At 65.5% G+C, this 15,849-nt stretch carries 15 protein-coding genes and 1 other RNA gene; 5 read left to right on the forward strand and 11 right to left on the reverse strand.

Annotated features, from left to right (window positions below; genetic code table 11):
• Positions 1 to 23: 23 nt before the first annotated feature.
• Entirely contained in the window at positions 24 to 674 is a 651-nt protein-coding gene (locus I4484_RS07795) for a TetR/AcrR family transcriptional regulator (protein ID WP_197450392.1), read from the forward strand.
• 63 nt (positions 675 to 737) lie between these two features.
• Here I4484_RS07795 and I4484_RS07800 read toward each other — a convergent pair whose 3' ends face one another.
• From I4484_RS07800 to I4484_RS07815, 4 genes are all read right to left on the reverse strand, one after another.
• Positions 738 to 1,049, reverse strand: coding sequence for a YqjK family protein (locus I4484_RS07800; RefSeq protein WP_197450393.1), 312 nt, complete (start codon positions 1,047 to 1,049; stop codon positions 738 to 740).
• On the reverse strand, positions 1,030 to 1,431 hold the full coding sequence (locus tag I4484_RS07805; protein WP_197450394.1) for a phage holin family protein: 402 nt from the start codon (positions 1,429 to 1,431) through the stop codon (positions 1,030 to 1,032). Before I4484_RS07805 ends, I4484_RS07800 begins: the two co-directional genes overlap by 20 nt.
• Positions 1,431 to 1,763: a YqjD family protein gene (locus I4484_RS07810; RefSeq protein WP_197450395.1), complete on the reverse strand. Its 333-nt coding sequence runs from the start codon at positions 1,761 to 1,763 to the stop codon at positions 1,431 to 1,433. The genes I4484_RS07805 and I4484_RS07810 overlap by 1 nt, the downstream gene beginning before the upstream one ends.
• Positions 1,764 to 1,850: 87 nt before the next feature.
• Positions 1,851 to 2,912, reverse strand: a complete 1,062-nt coding sequence (locus tag I4484_RS07815) for a phospholipase A (RefSeq protein WP_197450396.1) — start codon at positions 2,910 to 2,912, stop codon at positions 1,851 to 1,853.
• A 290-nt stretch (positions 2,913 to 3,202) separates the two neighbouring features.
• On the opposite strand from I4484_RS07815, the gene mscK reads away from it, so the two are divergent.
• Positions 3,203 to 6,556 carry a mechanosensitive channel MscK gene (gene mscK / locus I4484_RS07820; protein ID WP_267956352.1) on the forward strand — a complete coding sequence of 1,118 codons (3,354 nt, stop codon included), beginning with the start codon at positions 3,203 to 3,205 and terminating at the stop codon, positions 6,554 to 6,556.
• A gap of 5 nt (positions 6,557 to 6,561) precedes the next feature.
• On the opposite strand, the gene I4484_RS07825 is transcribed toward mscK, so the two are convergent.
• Positions 6,562 to 7,326: a TlyA family RNA methyltransferase gene (locus I4484_RS07825; RefSeq protein ID WP_197450397.1), complete on the reverse strand. Its 765-nt coding sequence runs from the start codon at positions 7,324 to 7,326 to the stop codon at positions 6,562 to 6,564.
• Positions 7,327 to 7,403: 77 nt separating this feature from the next.
• Between I4484_RS07825 and I4484_RS07830 the strand changes: the two genes are divergently transcribed.
• Positions 7,404 to 8,435, forward strand: coding sequence for an AbrB family transcriptional regulator (locus I4484_RS07830; RefSeq protein ID WP_234283516.1), 1,032 nt, complete (start codon positions 7,404 to 7,406; stop codon positions 8,433 to 8,435).
• Here I4484_RS07830 and I4484_RS07835 read toward each other — a convergent pair.
• Both I4484_RS07835 and I4484_RS07840 read right to left on the reverse strand, forming a co-directional pair.
• Positions 8,429 to 10,480, reverse strand: a complete 2,052-nt coding sequence (locus I4484_RS07835; protein WP_197450399.1) for a hypothetical protein — start codon at positions 10,478 to 10,480, stop codon at positions 8,429 to 8,431. The two genes, I4484_RS07830 and I4484_RS07835, sit on opposite strands and share 7 nt — an antisense overlap.
• A 43-nt stretch (positions 10,481 to 10,523) precedes the next feature.
• Positions 10,524 to 11,747, reverse strand: coding sequence for an acetyl-CoA carboxylase biotin carboxylase subunit family protein (locus tag I4484_RS07840; RefSeq protein WP_197450400.1), 1,224 nt, complete (start codon positions 11,745 to 11,747; stop codon positions 10,524 to 10,526).
• 211 nt (positions 11,748 to 11,958) lie between these two features.
• Between I4484_RS07840 and ffs the strand changes: the two genes are divergently transcribed.
• An RNA gene (gene ffs, locus I4484_RS07845) (signal recognition particle sRNA small type) lies at positions 11,959 to 12,055 on the forward strand.
• Positions 12,056 to 12,326: 271 nt separating this feature from the next.
• Positions 12,327 to 12,632, forward strand: a complete 306-nt coding sequence (locus I4484_RS07850; RefSeq protein WP_197450401.1) for a hypothetical protein — start codon at positions 12,327 to 12,329, stop codon at positions 12,630 to 12,632.
• Between the two features lie 91 nt (positions 12,633 to 12,723).
• Here the strand turns inward: I4484_RS07850 and I4484_RS07855 are convergent, their stop codons facing one another.
• From I4484_RS07855 to I4484_RS07870, 4 genes are all read right to left on the reverse strand, one after another.
• Positions 12,724 to 13,497 (reverse strand): amino acid ABC transporter ATP-binding protein, encoded by a 774-nt coding sequence (locus I4484_RS07855; protein WP_197450966.1) that lies wholly within the window; start codon positions 13,495 to 13,497, stop codon positions 12,724 to 12,726.
• A 39-nt stretch (positions 13,498 to 13,536) separates the two neighbouring features.
• Complete coding sequence (locus tag I4484_RS07860) at positions 13,537 to 14,190, reverse strand: amino acid ABC transporter permease (RefSeq protein ID WP_197450402.1); 654 nt, start codon at positions 14,188 to 14,190, stop codon at positions 13,537 to 13,539.
• A 73-nt stretch (positions 14,191 to 14,263) separates the two neighbouring features.
• Positions 14,264 to 14,920: an amino acid ABC transporter permease gene (locus tag I4484_RS07865; protein WP_197450403.1), complete on the reverse strand. Its 657-nt coding sequence runs from the start codon at positions 14,918 to 14,920 to the stop codon at positions 14,264 to 14,266.
• Positions 14,921 to 14,993: 73 nt separating this feature from the next.
• A complete protein-coding gene (locus I4484_RS07870; protein WP_234283515.1) occupies positions 14,994 to 15,797 on the reverse strand; it encodes a transporter substrate-binding domain-containing protein in 804 nt (267 codons plus the stop codon).
• Positions 15,798 to 15,849: the final 52 nt, after the last annotated feature.

Below are 15,849 nucleotides of genomic sequence, written 5' to 3' on the forward strand. Positions count from 1 at the left end.
ATGCCGGAAGCAGAGGGCCCGCCATGACCATGATCGCGATTCAGGATTCCTCCACCTCCGAGGCGTCCCCCTTCGCCGACCGTATCGTCGACGAGGCCGTGCGCCAGGCCGAGACGCACGGCTGGCGGGCGGTGCGGCTGTCCGAGGTGGCACGCAGCCTGGAGCTGCCGATGTCCGTGGTGCTGGAGCGCTTTCGCGACATGGACGACGTGGCCAACGCCTGGTTCCAGCGGGGCTGGCGCGCCATGCTGGCCGCGAAGCCCGACACCTTCGACGACTGGCCGGAGCGGGTGCGGATCGAGCACTGCCTGCAGGCCTGGTTCGATGCCTACGCGGCGCATCGGCAGGTGACCGTTCAAATGCTCAAGGCCAAGGCGCACCTGCCGCATCCGCATACCTGGGTGCCGATGGTCTTCGACCTGTCGCGCACCGTCCAGTGGCTGCGCGAGGCGGCACGTCTCGAGGCGCGCTACGGCACCCGGCGTGCCCAGGTGGAGGAGATGGCACTGACCAGCCTGTTCCTGGCGGCGCTGGCGGTATGGGCCTCCGACACCAGCGAGGGCCAGCGTCGCACGCGTCGCTTCATCGAGAAACGCCTCAAGCGCGGCGAGAGCTGGATGAAGTGGGTCCCGGGCGTGGCTCACCGGCGCCATCACGCCGAGGCGCAGCTATAGGGCAGTAAGGCCATATGAAGGTCATATGGAAGGCACTGTGCCGCGCCTGACACGCGACCGGCTTCAGCGGACCTGCTGCAGGATTCGCCGCGCCCGGTTGAGCAGCAGGCCGCCGGCAGCGAGTCGCCTGACCATGCGCAGCAGCGAGCTGGGGTGGCGTGCGCCGCCGACCAGCAGGGCGCCGCCGGCCAGGTACACCAGCCCCCGATAGCGCTTGATGCGCTGCCAGCCCGCATCGAGGGCCGCGGAGGCGTGTTGCCAGCGCTCCGCCTCGACCAGGATGTCGATGCGCTGCTGCTCGATGGCGGCAACGAGGGCGGCCTTGCGCTGCGCACGGGACTGCCGGCGGTTTCGGTCACTGTCGCGACGGGTCACGCTGCTCCTCCACCAGGTGGCGGTCCAGGGCGAGCTGGGCCAGGGTCTCCTTGAGCAGGGTGTGGCGGCGGGCCTGACGCAGGGCCAGGGCGGCGGTCAGGCCGCCGCCGGCCAGCAACACGGCGGCGCAGAGGAGCATGGCCGCCAGGCGGTGGGTATCCCAGAACAGCACCACCACCAGCAGCACCAGCATGCCCAGCCCCAGCAGCAGCAGCACCAGGCTCAGGCCCAGCAACAGCAGCAGGGTGACGAGGTGGGCACGCTCCTCCTCGAGCTCCAGCACGGCGAGGCGCAGGCGCGTCTCGCCGGTGGCCACCAGGCTAGCCAGTAGCCGCTTGCCGATGATGAACAGGCGTTGTACCGGTCCGTCACTCGACGCCATCAGCGACGCCCGATGAGCATGCCGATGACCACGCCCACCACGGCGCCGATGCCGATACTGGTCCAGGGATTGTCGTGCACGTAGCGGTCGCAGGCGTCGGCCTGGTGGTGCAGAGTGTCGCGGGCTTCGCCGTAGAGCCGTTCACCGCGCGCTTCGAGTCGCTCGCGGGTCTCCTTAAGCCGTTTCTCGGCACGCGTCCGGAGCTCCTTGATATTGCTGCGTGAATCGTCAGCCGTGGCGCTGACCAGTTCCTCCAGGGTGTGGGTGAGTTGCTGCAGATCTTCCTTGAGCTGGCGGGTGGTTTCGTCGACGTGCGGAGTTCGCGTGGCCATGACACTCTCCCTTGCTGGCTGGTTGACAGCCTCAGCATAGCATTAGCGACTGCGACTTCAACGCCGTTGCACTCGGTGCCCGAGGGCTCAATCCGGAAACAGGCGGCTGCTGCCCGAGAAGATCGGGTTGAGGCTGAAGCCGATGCCGATGCGCTGGGTGCGGTGATCGTAGTCGATCATGCTGTCGCCGTAACCGTAGAAATACTGCACGTGGCCGCGGATGTTGCCGTGCAACGGCCAGGAGTAATCCACTCGCGTGCCCATGTGGCCGGCGCTGGGGTTGCCGTGCCATTCCACGCCGATCTCGCTGTCGCCGAAGCGGCGCGCCACGCCGATGGTACCGTAGCCCATGTAGCGCTCGATGTCGGGGTTGTCGTCGTCGCCCTCTGACTCGGGTATGCGCCAGTGGGGCGCTACGCTGACCAGCCAGTCGTCGTTGACGAAGGTCGATTCCAGGATCATGCGGTTCCAACTGCGCGACATCTCACCCGAGCGCCCGTTGGACTGGTGATTGAAGCTCAACCGATTGTTGACGTTGGTCCAACCCAGCAGCGACCAGCGATTCTCGAAGTCGATGAAGACCTCCGGCTCGTAGTTGGTCTCGCGGAAGGGCGAGGAGGAGTCGGCGTTGTAGGCCTGCCACCAGCTGCGCTGGGTATAGGCGAAGTAGAGATCGCCGCCGTAATCGCCGAAGAGTCGTTCGATCAGGTTGAACTTGGCGCTGAACTGGAACTTGACCTCGGCGCGGTCGGGGGTGCCGTCGCGGTCGACGTCGCCGAAGACGGCCTCGTTGGGGCGGCGATCGTAGTTCAGCGGCAGCAGGTAGTTGCGCCGATGGGTGGTGATCGCGAAGGGATTGCGCGACGATTCCCGTTCGAGCTGGCGGCGCTCCTCCATGGGCTCGAGCTCTTGCTCCGAGGCGATGGTGATGACCTCGCCAAGGCCGAGACGGCGCTCGCCGGACTGCAGCCGGTCCTGGGCCAATCGCTGGCGCAGCGAATCCAGCTCCTGGCCGAGCGTATCGATGCGCGCCTCGATCGCCGCGCGCTCTTCTGCACTGAGCGGGCCTTCCTGGGCCACGGCGCTGCCGGCGGCCCCGGCCAGCAGCAACGCAAGAAGAGTCTGGTATGACGAAGGACGAAGCATCATGGCAGCGGGACCGAAGGAAGCGTGTGTGCCGTTTCTACCATGTCCGGGGGCCAAGTCAACCATGCGCCGATCTATCGACTCCCGCTAATCCTGCGGCGCTGGCGGCTTAATGAGCGGAATAGTGACGGCTCCCCATTGCCTTGCGCTGCTGCGGGACCGAGAATCAGCACCACGCCGCGAGATCCCGCCAACCGAGAGCTAGAGTGAACGAATTGCCTTATCCAGTGCACCGCCGTCGCTGCCGGGCCACTCGGCCGGCCTGGCGCTTTCCCGTCTGGTTCGTCCTGCTGCTGTTGCTGTTTGCCTGTGGTCGGGTGGTGGCCGAGGAGACCCTGCCCGATCGCAGCGTGGTGGAAGAGCGCCTGGCCGAACTGCGCCCCGAGGAGGGCGCGAGCGTAACCGACGCCGAACAGCGCGACATCGACGCGCTCGAGGCCACGCTGAGCGCGCTCGAGCAGTTGCAGGGGGTAGAGGAGCGCCTCGAGGCCCTGGAGCAGCGGCTGGAGGAGGCGCCCGGCGAGCTGTTGCGCCTGGAGCGGGAGCTCCTCGAGGAGGAAGAGGCGGCGCTCGATCGCACCATCGCCGAGCTCGACGACATCCCGCTGGATGAACTGGAGTATCGCCAGCAGGAGGCGGTGTTCGAGCTGCAGCAGCAACAGGACCGACTGGCCGATGTCAACGCCCAGCTGCTCTCCGCCCAGACCCTGCCGGAGCGTGCCCAGCAGGCCATTGCCGAGGCGATGCAGACCGCCGAGCGTACGCGCCGCTCGCTCGATGTGCTGGAGGGGCAGGGGGCGAGCGACGATTCGCCGCAGCTGTGGCAGCTCAAGGTCGAGCGGCGTCTGGCCGAACGCACGCTACGCCTGCGACAGCGCGAGCTGGGCAGCAATACGCGGCTGCGCGAACTGGCGCAGCAGCGGCGCGACCTGCTGACACAGCAGATAGCGCGCCAGGAAGCCGAGCTGACGCTGCTGCAGAGCGTGATCGACCGTCAGCGCCGCATGGCCACGGAACAGGCGATCGCCGATGCCGCGCGAGACGACCCGCTGCTCGAGGCCGGCCACCCGGTACTCGAACGCGCCCAGCAGATCAATCGTGATCTCAGTCTCGAGCTGCTGCGGGCCAACGACCGCCACAACGGGCTGGTGCGCGAAAGCCTGGCGGTTCGTAGCCAGCTCGACCATGTCCGCCAGCTCGAGCGGAGCCTCAACGAGCAGATCGAGGCGATTCGCGGCAGTCTGCTGCTGTCGCGCATCCTGCGCGAGCAGCGCCGCTCATTGCCCCAGGTCGATGCCAGGCGCAACCTGCAGGACGAGATCGCCGACCTGCGCCTGCGCCAGTTCGACCTGGTGCGCCAGCGCGACAGCCTGCGCCAGAGCGAACGCCTGGCCAACCAGCGTCTCGAGGAGGCCGGGGTCGAGGTCAGCGAGGCGCTGGTGGAGTCGCTGCAGGGGCTCTACCATTCACGCCGCCAACTGGTCGACCAGCTCGAGCAGACCTACGGCGGCCTGCTGAGTGCGGCCATCGAGCTGCAGCTCAACCAGCAGCAGCTGCTGGACACCTCTCGCGAGCTGCGCACGACCATCGACGAGCAGCTGTTCTGGATCGCCAATACCCGGCCGCTGGATCTGGCCTGGTTTCGCCATCTGCCCGCCAACCTGGTCACCGAATGGCAGCAGGGCGAATGGCGCGAGGTGCTGCCGGTGCACTGGCGGACCCCCGGGGGCGAAGCCCTGGCCGGTGCGCCGTTCGTGCTGGTGGCGGTCGTGCTGCTGGGGCTTCGGCGTCGCGTGCAGCGCCGGCTAACCGCGCTGCACGAGCAGATCGGCCGGCTGCGCAGCGATTCCCAGGCGCATACGCCGCTGGCGGTCGGCCTCAATGCCCTGCTGGCCCTACCCGGCCCGCTGACCCTGGCGGGCGTCGGGGTCTCGCTCGGCGCCATCGAATCGGGGATCGCATCGGGGCTGGGGCAGGCCTTCCTGCACCTGGCCCTGGCCTGGGCCTTCCTGGCCTGGTCGCGACGCCTGCTGGTGCGCGACGGGGTGGCGACCAAGCACTTCTACTGGCCGTCGGGCTATGTCTCGCGGCTGCGCTGGCTGCTAGGCTGGCTCGGCGTGGCGCTGGTGCCGGTACTGCTGATCTCCGCCCTGGCCCGCGATGGCGAGATCAGCCTGACCACGCGGCCCATCGCCCTGACGCTGCTGCTGGCCGGGCTGCTGGCCATGAGCGTGCTGCTCGCACGGCTGATCCTGGCGCATACCCCCTTCTTCGGCGTCAAGCTGTTCCGCCTGATACTGGGGCTACTGATGGCCGCCGTGCCGCTGGTGCTGGTGGGGCTGATCGTTTCCGGTTTCGAATACACGGCGCTGAGCCTGATCGGCCGCTTCGTCATCACGCTCTATTTGCTGGCGATGTGGATCCTGGTCGAGGCCTCGGTGGTGCGCGGCCTGGCGGTAGCGGCTCGCCGCCTGGCGTTCCGCCGGGCGCTGATGCGGCGCCGGACCCAGGCCCAGGAGGGCGCCGAGGGCGGGCTCGAAGTGGTCGAAGAGCCACCGCTGGACATGGAGCAGATCAACCAGCAGTCGCTGCGTCTCTCCAAGCTGCTGTTGCTGATCGGCTTCGCCCTGCTGCTCTACTTGGTGTGGTCCGACCTGCTCACGGTGCTGGGCTACTTGGACGACGTGGCGATCTGGGAGGCGGGAGAAGGGGTTGGCTCGGAGCTCGTCACCAGCGCGCTGTCGGTCGCCGATATCTTCACCGCGGCGCTGATCTTCGTGCTGACCCTGGTGATGGCGCGCAACCTGCCGGGTCTGCTCGAGGTCATGGTGCTGTCGCGACTGGAGCTCAAGCAGGGCAGCGCCTACGCCATTTCGACGCTGCTTTCCTACACCATCGTCGGGACCGGCCTGGTGGTGGCTCTGGCCACCCTGGGCGTGGCCTGGAGCCAGCTGCAGTGGCTGGTGGCGGCGCTGGGCGTGGGCCTGGGCTTCGGCCTGCAGGAGATCTTCGCCAACTTCGTCTCGGGCCTGATCATCCTGTTCGAGCGGCCGGTGCGCATCGGCGACACCATCACCCTGGGCAACCTCACCGGCACGGTGAGCCGGATACGCATCCGGGCCACCACGGTGACCGACTTCGATCGCAAGGAGATCATCATCCCCAACAAGACCTTCGTCACCGACCAGTTGATCAACTGGTCACTGTCGGACACCATCACCCGGGTCGTGCTCTCCTTCGGTGTTGCCTACGGCTCGGACCAGCGCCTGGTGCACCGGCTGCTGCGCCAGGTCGCCGACGAGAACCCCCGAGTGTTGAGCGACCCCGAGCCGCAGGTATTCTTCATGAACTATGGCGAGAGCACGCTCACCTTCGAGCTGCGGGTCTTCGTCAACTCGCTCGGCGACCGGTTGTTCGCCACCGACGAGATCAACTGCCGGATCGGCGAGCTGTTCGCCGAGCACGAGATCGACATCGCCTTCAACCAGCTCGATGTGTGGTTGCACCGCGCCGATGACGGCGCCAAGAAGAAGGTGCAGACGTTGACGCCAGAGGACGACTGTAGCGAGAACTTTCCGCCTCCCGGGGCGGGTGGCGATCCGGGGGACATCGAGATCGGCGGAGGCGGCGGCGACGGCGGGCGTTGAGGCCGTCAGCGTTTCACCGCGTGCAGCAGGAACTCCCGGTTGCCGTCGCCGCCGGTGATCGGGCTCTGCTGCCAGTGTCGTATCGCCAGATCCAGCTCGTCGCAGCAGGCACGAATGGCGGCTTCCACCTCGCCGTAGCGCCGCGGGTCGGTCACGATGCCGCGTGCGTTGACGCCGCCCGGACCCACCTCGAACTGCGGCTTGACCAGGCTCAGCAGCTCGCCACCCGGGCGCAGCAGGGCGGCGAGCTGCGGCAGGATCAGCGTCTGCGAAATGAACGAGACGTCCATCACCGCCAGATCGGGTGCCGCCGCACCCTGGGCGGTGAGCGCCTCGCGCAGGCGGGGCTCGCCGGCCATGCTACGGGCGTTGAGTTCCTCCAGGCAGGTCACGCGGGTGTCGTTGCGCAGATCGGCGTCGAGCTGGCCATGGCCCACCTCGATACCGATCACGTGGCGTGCACCGAAGGCCAGGGCGCAGTCGGTGAAGCCGCCGGTGGACTGGCCCACGTCGAGTACCAGCTTGCCTTCCAGCGTCATGCCCAAGGCCTCGATCAACGCTTCCAGCTTCAGGCCCGCGCGTGATACGTAGCGCTCCTCGGGATCCTCGGTCACTACCAGAAGGGTTTCCTCGGGCAGCTTCTCCCCCGGCTTGTGCAGCACTCGCCCGGTCTCCGCCAGGCTCACCCGGCCATGGCGGATGAGCCGCTGGGCACGCGTGCGCGAACGGGCCAGGCCCTGGGAAACGAGCAGTTGGTCGAGGCGGGGCATGGCGACTCCGGCAGTCAGAAGCGGGGCGGGCATTATGGCATAATCATTTCGTTAGCCGGTTAATGGAAGGGAGCCGTGTGGAACGCACCATAGGTAAGGCACTGGCCAGGTCTCTCGGCATCGGCGCCGTGGGTGGGGTGGTGTTCCAGCTCGTCGGAATGCCGCTGGCTTGGATGCTAGGCCCACTGGTGGCCAACCTGGTGGTCTCGGCGAGGGGCGTCGATGTCGGCGTCCCCGAGCCGCTGCGGGAAGTCTTCCTCGGCGTGCTCGGCCTGGTGCTGGGCAGCCAGGTGACCCCGCAGCTGGCCGAGCGCGTACTCGACTGGCCGCTCTCCGCCGCGCTGCTGCTGCTTGGCGTGGCTGCCTCGACGGCGGCGGCAGCGGCCTGGTACCGGCGCTGCGGCTTCGACTCGGTGAGCGCCTGGTTCGCCTCGGCGCCCGGCGCGATGACGGCGATGATCCTGATGGGCGAGACGTGCGGCGGCGACCCGCGACGCATCGCCGTCGCCCAGTCGCTGCGCGTGGTGCTGGTGGTGCTGCTCCTGCCGCCGCTGTTCTGGCTCTTCGAAGGGGCCAGCGGTGCCGAGGTGGCCGCCGCCGTGGACCGAGAGCCCTCGTCCCTCTGGATGCTGCTGGCATTGCCGCTGCTGTTGCCGCTGGGCCGCCGGCTGCGGTTGCCCTCGCCGACGCTGCTGACGCCGCTGCTGTTCGCCGGCGCGCTCTCCGGCTTCGGCATCGCCAGCCTCGGCCTGCCGGATGTGGGCATGAACCTGATGCTTTGGGTGCTGGGCTGTGCCATCGGCTCGCGCTTCCGCGGGCTCTCCTCGGCGCGGCTGGGGCGCTACCTGTTCGAGGCCTTCGTCGCCACCCTGGCGGCGCTGGCGGTGCTCGCCGGCTTCGCCGAGCTGATTCACCGCTGGGTCGGTGTGCCGCGGGACGTGGCGCTGCTGGCGCTGGCGCCCGGCGGCATCGGCGAGATGGCGATCCTGGCGGTGGCGCTGGACCTGGACCCGGTCTTCGTGGCCTTCCACCACCTGTTGCGCATGGTGGCCCTGATGCTGTTCGCCCCGTTCTGGGCGCGCTGGCTGTCAGTGCGTCTCGATCAGTAATCCTGCGGGCGCGGGCCGGAATCGGCCTGGAAATCCGCCGAGGGGATACGGTCGGCGCCCCAGCTGCGGTGGATGTACTGGGTCACCCGGTCGAGCTCCTCCTGGCTGATCTGGGCCAGCTCGCCGCGCTCCAGCGGGTCGTAATGGAAGATGTAGAGACGCGAGGCGAACTGCTCGAAGGGTAGCGAGGCCTCGCCGAAGCGCTCGCCGCTTCCGGCGGTGCTGACGCGTACGTCATCGCCCCAGTCCTGGCCGCTATCATTGTTCGGGTTGTAGAAATAGACCCGCATCACGTCCGACGGATCCAGCGAGACTCGCAGGATGGTGATGGCATGCCAGCCGATGAACCGCGCCGCGCTGTCGGTGACGGCGATACCTGCCGGCTGTGGATGGATGAGCGGCTGGTTGCCGTTGTAGTAGGGGTGGTAGCTGGCGTAGAAGTGGCGCAGGAAGGTTTCCAGTTCATGCAGCTGGCCGGTGGCGACATCGACGTTGATGCGAAAGCCACGGCCCGACCACCAGCCGTGAAATTCCGGATTGACCCAGCGATGCGGGTCGCCTTCGCGATCGGCGCAGCGCCTGCCCATTTCCGCATAGATGCGGTCGAGATGTGGCACCACGATCAGCGACACCGGATCGAGGTCCATGGGCAGGCTCTGGGCCACGCCGCCAAGACTCGCCATCGAGGAGATGGCCTCACCCTCGAAATGCATGACGATCTCGTCGTCGCGGGCCGCCCAGGCCACCATCTGCAGCAGGTAGTCGGGGTCGTTGTAGGCCCACATGGAGAGCGCCCGTGCCGACTGGCAGGTCGGGTTGTTGCCCTGACCCACGCCCAGTGGCAGTCCGAGCATGCACAGTACGCCTTCCAGCAGGCGAGCCCGCGGCGAGACGGCTTCCCCCAGGGCCAGGTTGAGTCGTGCCTGGGACCATTCGGAGAGCGACAGCCCCAGTTGCCGCCACAGGGCAGGCGCCACGGGGGGCTGGTAGAGGATGCCGCGCTCCAGCATCAGCGCCAGGCCGTAGACGGCTTGTGACGTGGGGGGATGCACCGCGCTGCGGATCAATGCATGCACCAGCTCTCGATAGCACATCAGGCAGTCGCGCCCGGTCGAGGAGAGGCCCAATGCCTCGGCGAGCAGGTGATCATTATGGTCGACGAGGTGCCGTAACAGCACCGGATGGTAAGGTGACACCAGCCCGGTATCGTGCATGGCCCGAGCAAAGCCGGTGGCCTCGCCCTGCAGGGCGGCATTGTCCATGCTTGCCAAGCGCTCACGATACACCTCAAGCCCGGGGTCTTCGCGACAACCCTGGGACGGTCCGTAGAGCGAACTCACCAGACGATCGGCGCCCTGGCCGCTGATGCCCAAGTCGATATCGGGGTCGGCCTGGCAGATGGCGATCTGGGTGATCATCTGCTTGACCGAGTCGACCTGGATCGGGCGCTGCTGGAGAATGCGCCAGATCTCCTCGATCAGCTTGTCGATGATGTGCTCGTAGCCGATGCGCTCGGCCAGATGGCGAAACAGATGCCGGGGAATCTGCGCCAGCCGGCCTTGGGTTTCCCGCTCCGCCTCGCTGGGCGTGCTGAACAGCAGCCACAGGTTAAGGGCCATCACCTGGGTCAGGTAGTGGTGGGCCTGCTCGGCGGAGATCAGCGTGTGCGAGTAATCGCCTTTGGCCACCGCCAGCAGCCTGAGCTCGCTCAATGCCTCGATCACCACGGTATTGGCTTCCGCGCTCTTGAGCGAATAGGTGGTGAGGTAGGGCAGCAGATACTGCGGGGTGGCCCAATCCGAATCGAGGAACACGCCGGCCTCTTCCAGCGCCCTGGCACGAGACTCCAGGGCCGCCGCGCCACCCGGCTGGAGCAGCACGCGGCGAGCCGTGTCCAGAACGCGGGGGAGCTTGCCGGGCTTGGCGAAATCTCGCGCCTCGCCGAGTAGGGCGATTGCCTCGTCCAGGTGAGCCAGCAGACCCTGCAGCTTTTCATCGCTCGCCGGGGGCTGGCCGTTATCCTGCGTGTCGCGGTTGGTGGCCACGCCGACTCCTTGTCTTCAAACTGTTCTATCCATGACGCCTTGCTCAGACGTAGAAATCAAGTTCTTCCTGTTGCTTGAGCAGATCCCGCAGTCGATGCGGATCGTCGCCCTTGAAGTAGATCAGGCCCCAATGGGTACCGAAGGCGGTACGCTTGGTCACGGTTTCCTCCAGGGGCGGGGTCAGTTCGTGGGACTCGAAGTAGGGGTCGTCCTCGACCTCCTCGGGAATCTCCAGGCGGCTGACCACACGACGTCGTGGGTAGACCCCGAAGCAGCCGGCATAGCACTTGGCATCTTCCACCTCCTTGGGAAAGAAGGCCTTGACCTCCTCGGCGGTACTCTTGGGATCGAACACCAGCATGCTGGCCTGGTAGGCATTGAAGCCGTAGACCCGCTCGAGAAGCTCGAACACCTTAAAACCCGGCGGGCGATAGGCGACTTCACCGAAGTACATCTCGCCGTCGCTGGTGACGAAGTACTCGGGATGGATCAGGCCGAAATCGATATCGAAAGCCTTGATCAGCTTTTCGATCTGGGCGGTGATCTGGGGACGGTACTGCTCGAGCTCCGGCGAGGCGGGAACGAAAACGGAGTAGCCCAGGGTGACGTACTCCGAGATGTTGAGAAAGGCGATCTTGCCGTCGTGGATCCACGCCTCCACGGCGAACTCCCAGCCGTCCAGGTGCGATTCCATCAGCACGGGGAACTCCTCGTCGGGAATCGTATCGACCTCGTCGGGGGTGCGGATCACCCGGTGCCCCAGGCAGCCGGCCTTGTCGAAGGCCTTCAGGTGGATAGGGTCGTTGGGATCGCCGTCGAGCTTGAGCAGCGTCTGGTTGACGCGCTTGAGAAAGCGTATGACGTCACCTTTGTCGTGAGCCTCTTCGAAGATGCCCACGCGGATGCCGCCAAGCTGGGCGCGACGCTTCATCAGCGCCTTGTCGCGCAGCAGCAGCGATTGTCCGTAGAGCCGCGGCTTGTCGAGCAGCACCGAGTTGATGGCGCCGGCCCATTCCACGGTCTCCTCGAACAGCGGGATCGCCACGTCCACGCCCCGCTCCTTGAGCGTCTCGGCGATCTCCATCGAGCGATCGTTGAGCCGTTCGAAATTCCATGAAATATGGGGTATATCATGCTTCTGGCAGTACTCCTCAGCCCACTCGGGAGCCACGACGATATAGCGACGGTCGAAGTTCTCGGCGGCTTCGATGGCGTTGAGACTCCAGCCAAGCAGCGCAATATAGCCCTTGTTGGGATCTTTATTCATGGTGCCCCTCCTGAGCGTTTGGTTGTCGTGCTTGTGCCTCGCTTATTCTTAACCCTACACGAAATATCAACGTTACACATGGTTTGGCACCCCCGGGCTTTTCAGGCGCGCTTGCCGGCCTGAGCGGCCACTGGTATAGTGCACGCGCACTCGGCAAGCCATTGATGCAACGCCGGGTTCGAAGCCTCAAGGCTTCGTGTCGTGGTGGCCTCGTCGGTCCTCCCGCAACGCTAAACCGCAAACCCCGCCAGGCCCGGAAGGGAGCAACGGTAGTGGTGGCCGCGTGTGCCGGGATGTGGCTGTCGGGGCCGCCTCCATTTCGGCCTCCCGCCCGTGCACCCGCTTTCTCCTCATTCTCGATCGTCCGATCGCATCACACTGCGGTGTTCGCTGTTCTCGATCTTCTTCGGCCGTCCTGCACGGCATGGCGTCGTGCGTGCGTCCTGCCGGAAAGAGCCGGCATGTCTCGTTCCCGGGCGTTGAGCCGAGAGCGGGGCGCCTGGCTTGTTAGACCTTGGTAGAATTAGACTTTAGTGGTATCATGCGGCGCAGCAAACCCCTTGCGAGAGGAAGTGCACCATGCAGATCGACACCACGCCCAACGCCGGCATCCAGCGCAGCCTGCGCCAGTGCCTGTCGAACGCCGCCTTCCTGCTCTACCAGCAGGGCCACGTGCTGGAGACCATCACCATTCCCTTCCGCGGTCTCGATAGCCGCGCCCTGCGCCAGCTGCGCGAAGCCTCCCAGGAGTGGCCTGCCTGCCAGCGCGTGCTGGAGAGCAGCGAGGCCGCCGTCTACAACGAGCAGGGACGTTTCGTGCTGAGCGCCATGGGGCGCGAGCTGCTGTTCGACATGTTCGGCCAAGGGGCGGCGGACTGCGCCTGAGTCGGGCAACCCTCAGCCGGGCGGCAGGATAATCCAGTAGCGGGGAGGCCATTGGCCTCCCCGCTGCCGTATGCGGCGCCGCGGCGGCGGCTCAGGGGAGTGCTTGCGCCGCGGTCTGGCTCGCCAGGTGCTTGCGCAGAAAATGGCGGGTGCGATCCTGATCGGGGTGGGTGAACAGGCGCTCGGGGGTGTTCTCCTCGACCACCACGCCGCCGTCCATGAACATGGCCCAGTCGGAGACGTCGCGGGCGAAGGCCATCTCGTGGGTGACGATGAGCATGGTCATGTGTTCTTCGGCGAGGCGCTTCATGACCTGGTTCACCTCTTCCACCAGCTCGGGGTCCAGCGCCGAGGTCGCTTCGTCGAACAGCATGACCTTGGGCTGCATGGCCAGGGCGCGTGCAATGGCGACGCGCTGCTTCTGTCCGCCCGACAGGGAACTGGGGTAGGCCGAGGCCTTGTCGGCCAGTCCCACGCGCTCCAGAAGCTCCATGCCCAGCTCCCTCGCGCTCCTGGCGTCCATCCCCTTCAGTTTCCTCGGCGCCAGGGTCACGTTGTCGAGCGTCGAGAGGTGCGGAAACAGATTGAAGTGCTGGAACACCATGCCCATGTTCTGGCGGATGTGGTTGATGTGCCGCTCGAAGGCGAGACCCTTCAGGTCCGGCCGGTTGACCTGGACGCCATCCAGCAGAATGCTGCCCTCGTCGATCACTTCCAGATAGTTGATGGATCGAAGCAGCGTGCTCTTCCCCGATCCCGACGGGCCGATGATCGAGATGATCTTGCCGCGTTCGACCTTGAGGTCGATACCCTTGAGCACCTCGAGGTCACCGAAGCGTTTCTTGACGCCCTTGAGCTCCACCATGGGAGTGTCTGTTGTTGCTGTTGTCATGTCAGGTCCTTGTTATCTACGAATGGCGGCACGGCGCTCCACCCACGATTGGCCGGTTTCCATCACAATGTTGATCAGGTAGTAGATGGCCGCGATGGTGATATAGAACTCGAAGGGCCGGAAGGTCACGCTGATGGCATATTGGGAGAGGTAGACCAGCTCGGCGATGCCGATGGCGGAAAGCACCGAGATGTCCTTGACCATGATGATCATGTTGTTGCCGAGCTGAGGAATGGCGCGATAGAACGCCTGTGGAATAATGATGTGGAAGAGCGTGGCGAGATGGCCGAAGCCCAGCGAGCGCGAGGCTTCGTACTGACCGTTCGAGACCGACTTGATGGTGGCGATGAAGATGTCGGCGTTGTAGGCCATGTAGTGAAAGCCGAGTCCCAGCACGCCTACCGCGATGGCGGGGATCAACACCCACTGTCCGATACCGAAGTACAGGAAGTAGAGCTGGAGCAGCAGTGGGGTGGTCATGAACAGCCAGATCAGGAAACGCAGCGGCCAGCTCACGGCTTTTCTCGTGTAGAGGGAGATCACGGCGACGAGCTGGCCGCCGATGATCGACAGAAGGGCGACCACCACGCCGATCAGGAGTGTGGCACCGATGCCCTTGATGAGAATCGGAAAATAGGTGATGACGGGGCTGAAATCGAATTCCATGGCGGCTTAACCCTGGTGGTTCCATTGTCCGGCGGCGCTATCGGCGCATCGGTTCCATTGCGTGTTCATTGCCCTAGAGATAGGTGTATCGCGTGGCGCGACGGTAGAGGAGCTCGACGATGCCCATCACCGCGTAGATGATGACGATGTACATCAGCGCGCTGAGCGAGAAGACCTCCAGGGGCTTGTAGGTGGACCCGGTCAAGCGCTGGGCCTGGTAGGTCAGCTCGACCACGGAGATGATGGAGACCAACGACGAGTTCTTGACCAGGATGATGGCGAGCACGCCGATGGAGCGAATCATCAGGCCCGCCGACTGAGGCAAGATGATGTGCCGTAGCGTGGCTAAGCGGCCAAACCCCAGCGACCGTGAGGCCTCATCCTGCCCGCTGTCGACCGATTCGATGGCGCCGCGAATGGCTTCGCTCATGTAGGCGCCGATGTTGAAGGCACCGACCACCACGCCGCAGGTGAAAGGATCCAGGCGCAGGCCGATCGCGGGTCCGCCGTAGAAGACCAGCAGCAGCTGGACGAAATAGGGGGTGCCGCGGACGACGCTGATGTAGGTGCGGGCCAGCCAGCGAACGGGAAGATGGCGTGAGGTGCGAAACGCCACCAGCGCCGAGGCGATGAAGAAACCGAAGAACAGGCCTCGAGCCGATATGTCGATGGTGATCCACGCCGCCTTCACCAGCAGTGGCGCTATCTCCATCATCAGGTTGATGTCCATGGTCCCCTCGACCTCTTATTGTGTATGAACCCCTCGGGCCAGCAGGGCTCGTGCCCTGCCGGCGCACGAAACTTCAGTCGAACTCGACCCCTTCGCCGATCCACCTGTCGACGATCCCCTGGTAGGTGCCATCCGCCTTGATCTCGGCCAGTGCCGTATTGAGCGCTTCCTTCAGCTCCGGCGTGTTCTTCTGGATGGAAATGGCCGCGGGCCAACTGGGCAATTCGCCGACATCCACCTGCTTGATGGCGAGGTCCTGCTCGTTGAGCGCCACGTAGACGGGAATGTCATCGGCGACCATGACGTCGATGCGTCCCGTGGTCAGCGCGTTCAACATGTCGGGCAGGCCCTGGAAGGTCTGGTTGCGCCATTTGCCTTCGCCATGCTCGGTGGCCCACTGATTGCCGGTCTCTCCGAGGGTGGAGCCGACGTTCTTGCCTTCGAAGTCGTCGATCCCGTTGACGTCGTCGGTGCCCTCCTGCACCCAGATGGAGAGTCCCGAACGGTAATAGCTGTCGGTGAAGTCCACGGCCTTTTCGCGCTCTTCCGTCACGCTCATGCTGCAGATGCAGGCGTCGAAGCGGCCGCCGGCCAGGGCGGCGACGATGCCGTTCCACGGCGAGGTCTGGATGTTGGCCTCGACGCCCATCCTGTCGGCCAGGGCATTGGCGATATCCACATCGAAGCCGACCAGGTTGCCGGACGTGTCGACATAGCTGAAGGGAGGATAGGCGCCGGAGTTGGCCACCTGGAAGACGTCGTCCCGGATCTCGGGTAGATCTCGCGCCTGGACCGGCAGGCTGGCCAGGGAAACGGCGCCGATCAGTGTCATGGCCCCGATCATGGAACGGTGGAACGGTTTGTTGTGATTTGTCATGTCGATTCCTGCTCTTGTTGGTGTATGTCTGCGGGCTTGCAGCACATGCAGC

This window comes from Halomonas sp. SS10-MC5 (genome assembly GCF_015992245.1).
Taxonomy (GTDB): domain Bacteria; phylum Pseudomonadota; class Gammaproteobacteria; order Pseudomonadales; family Halomonadaceae; genus Halomonas; species Halomonas sulfidoxydans.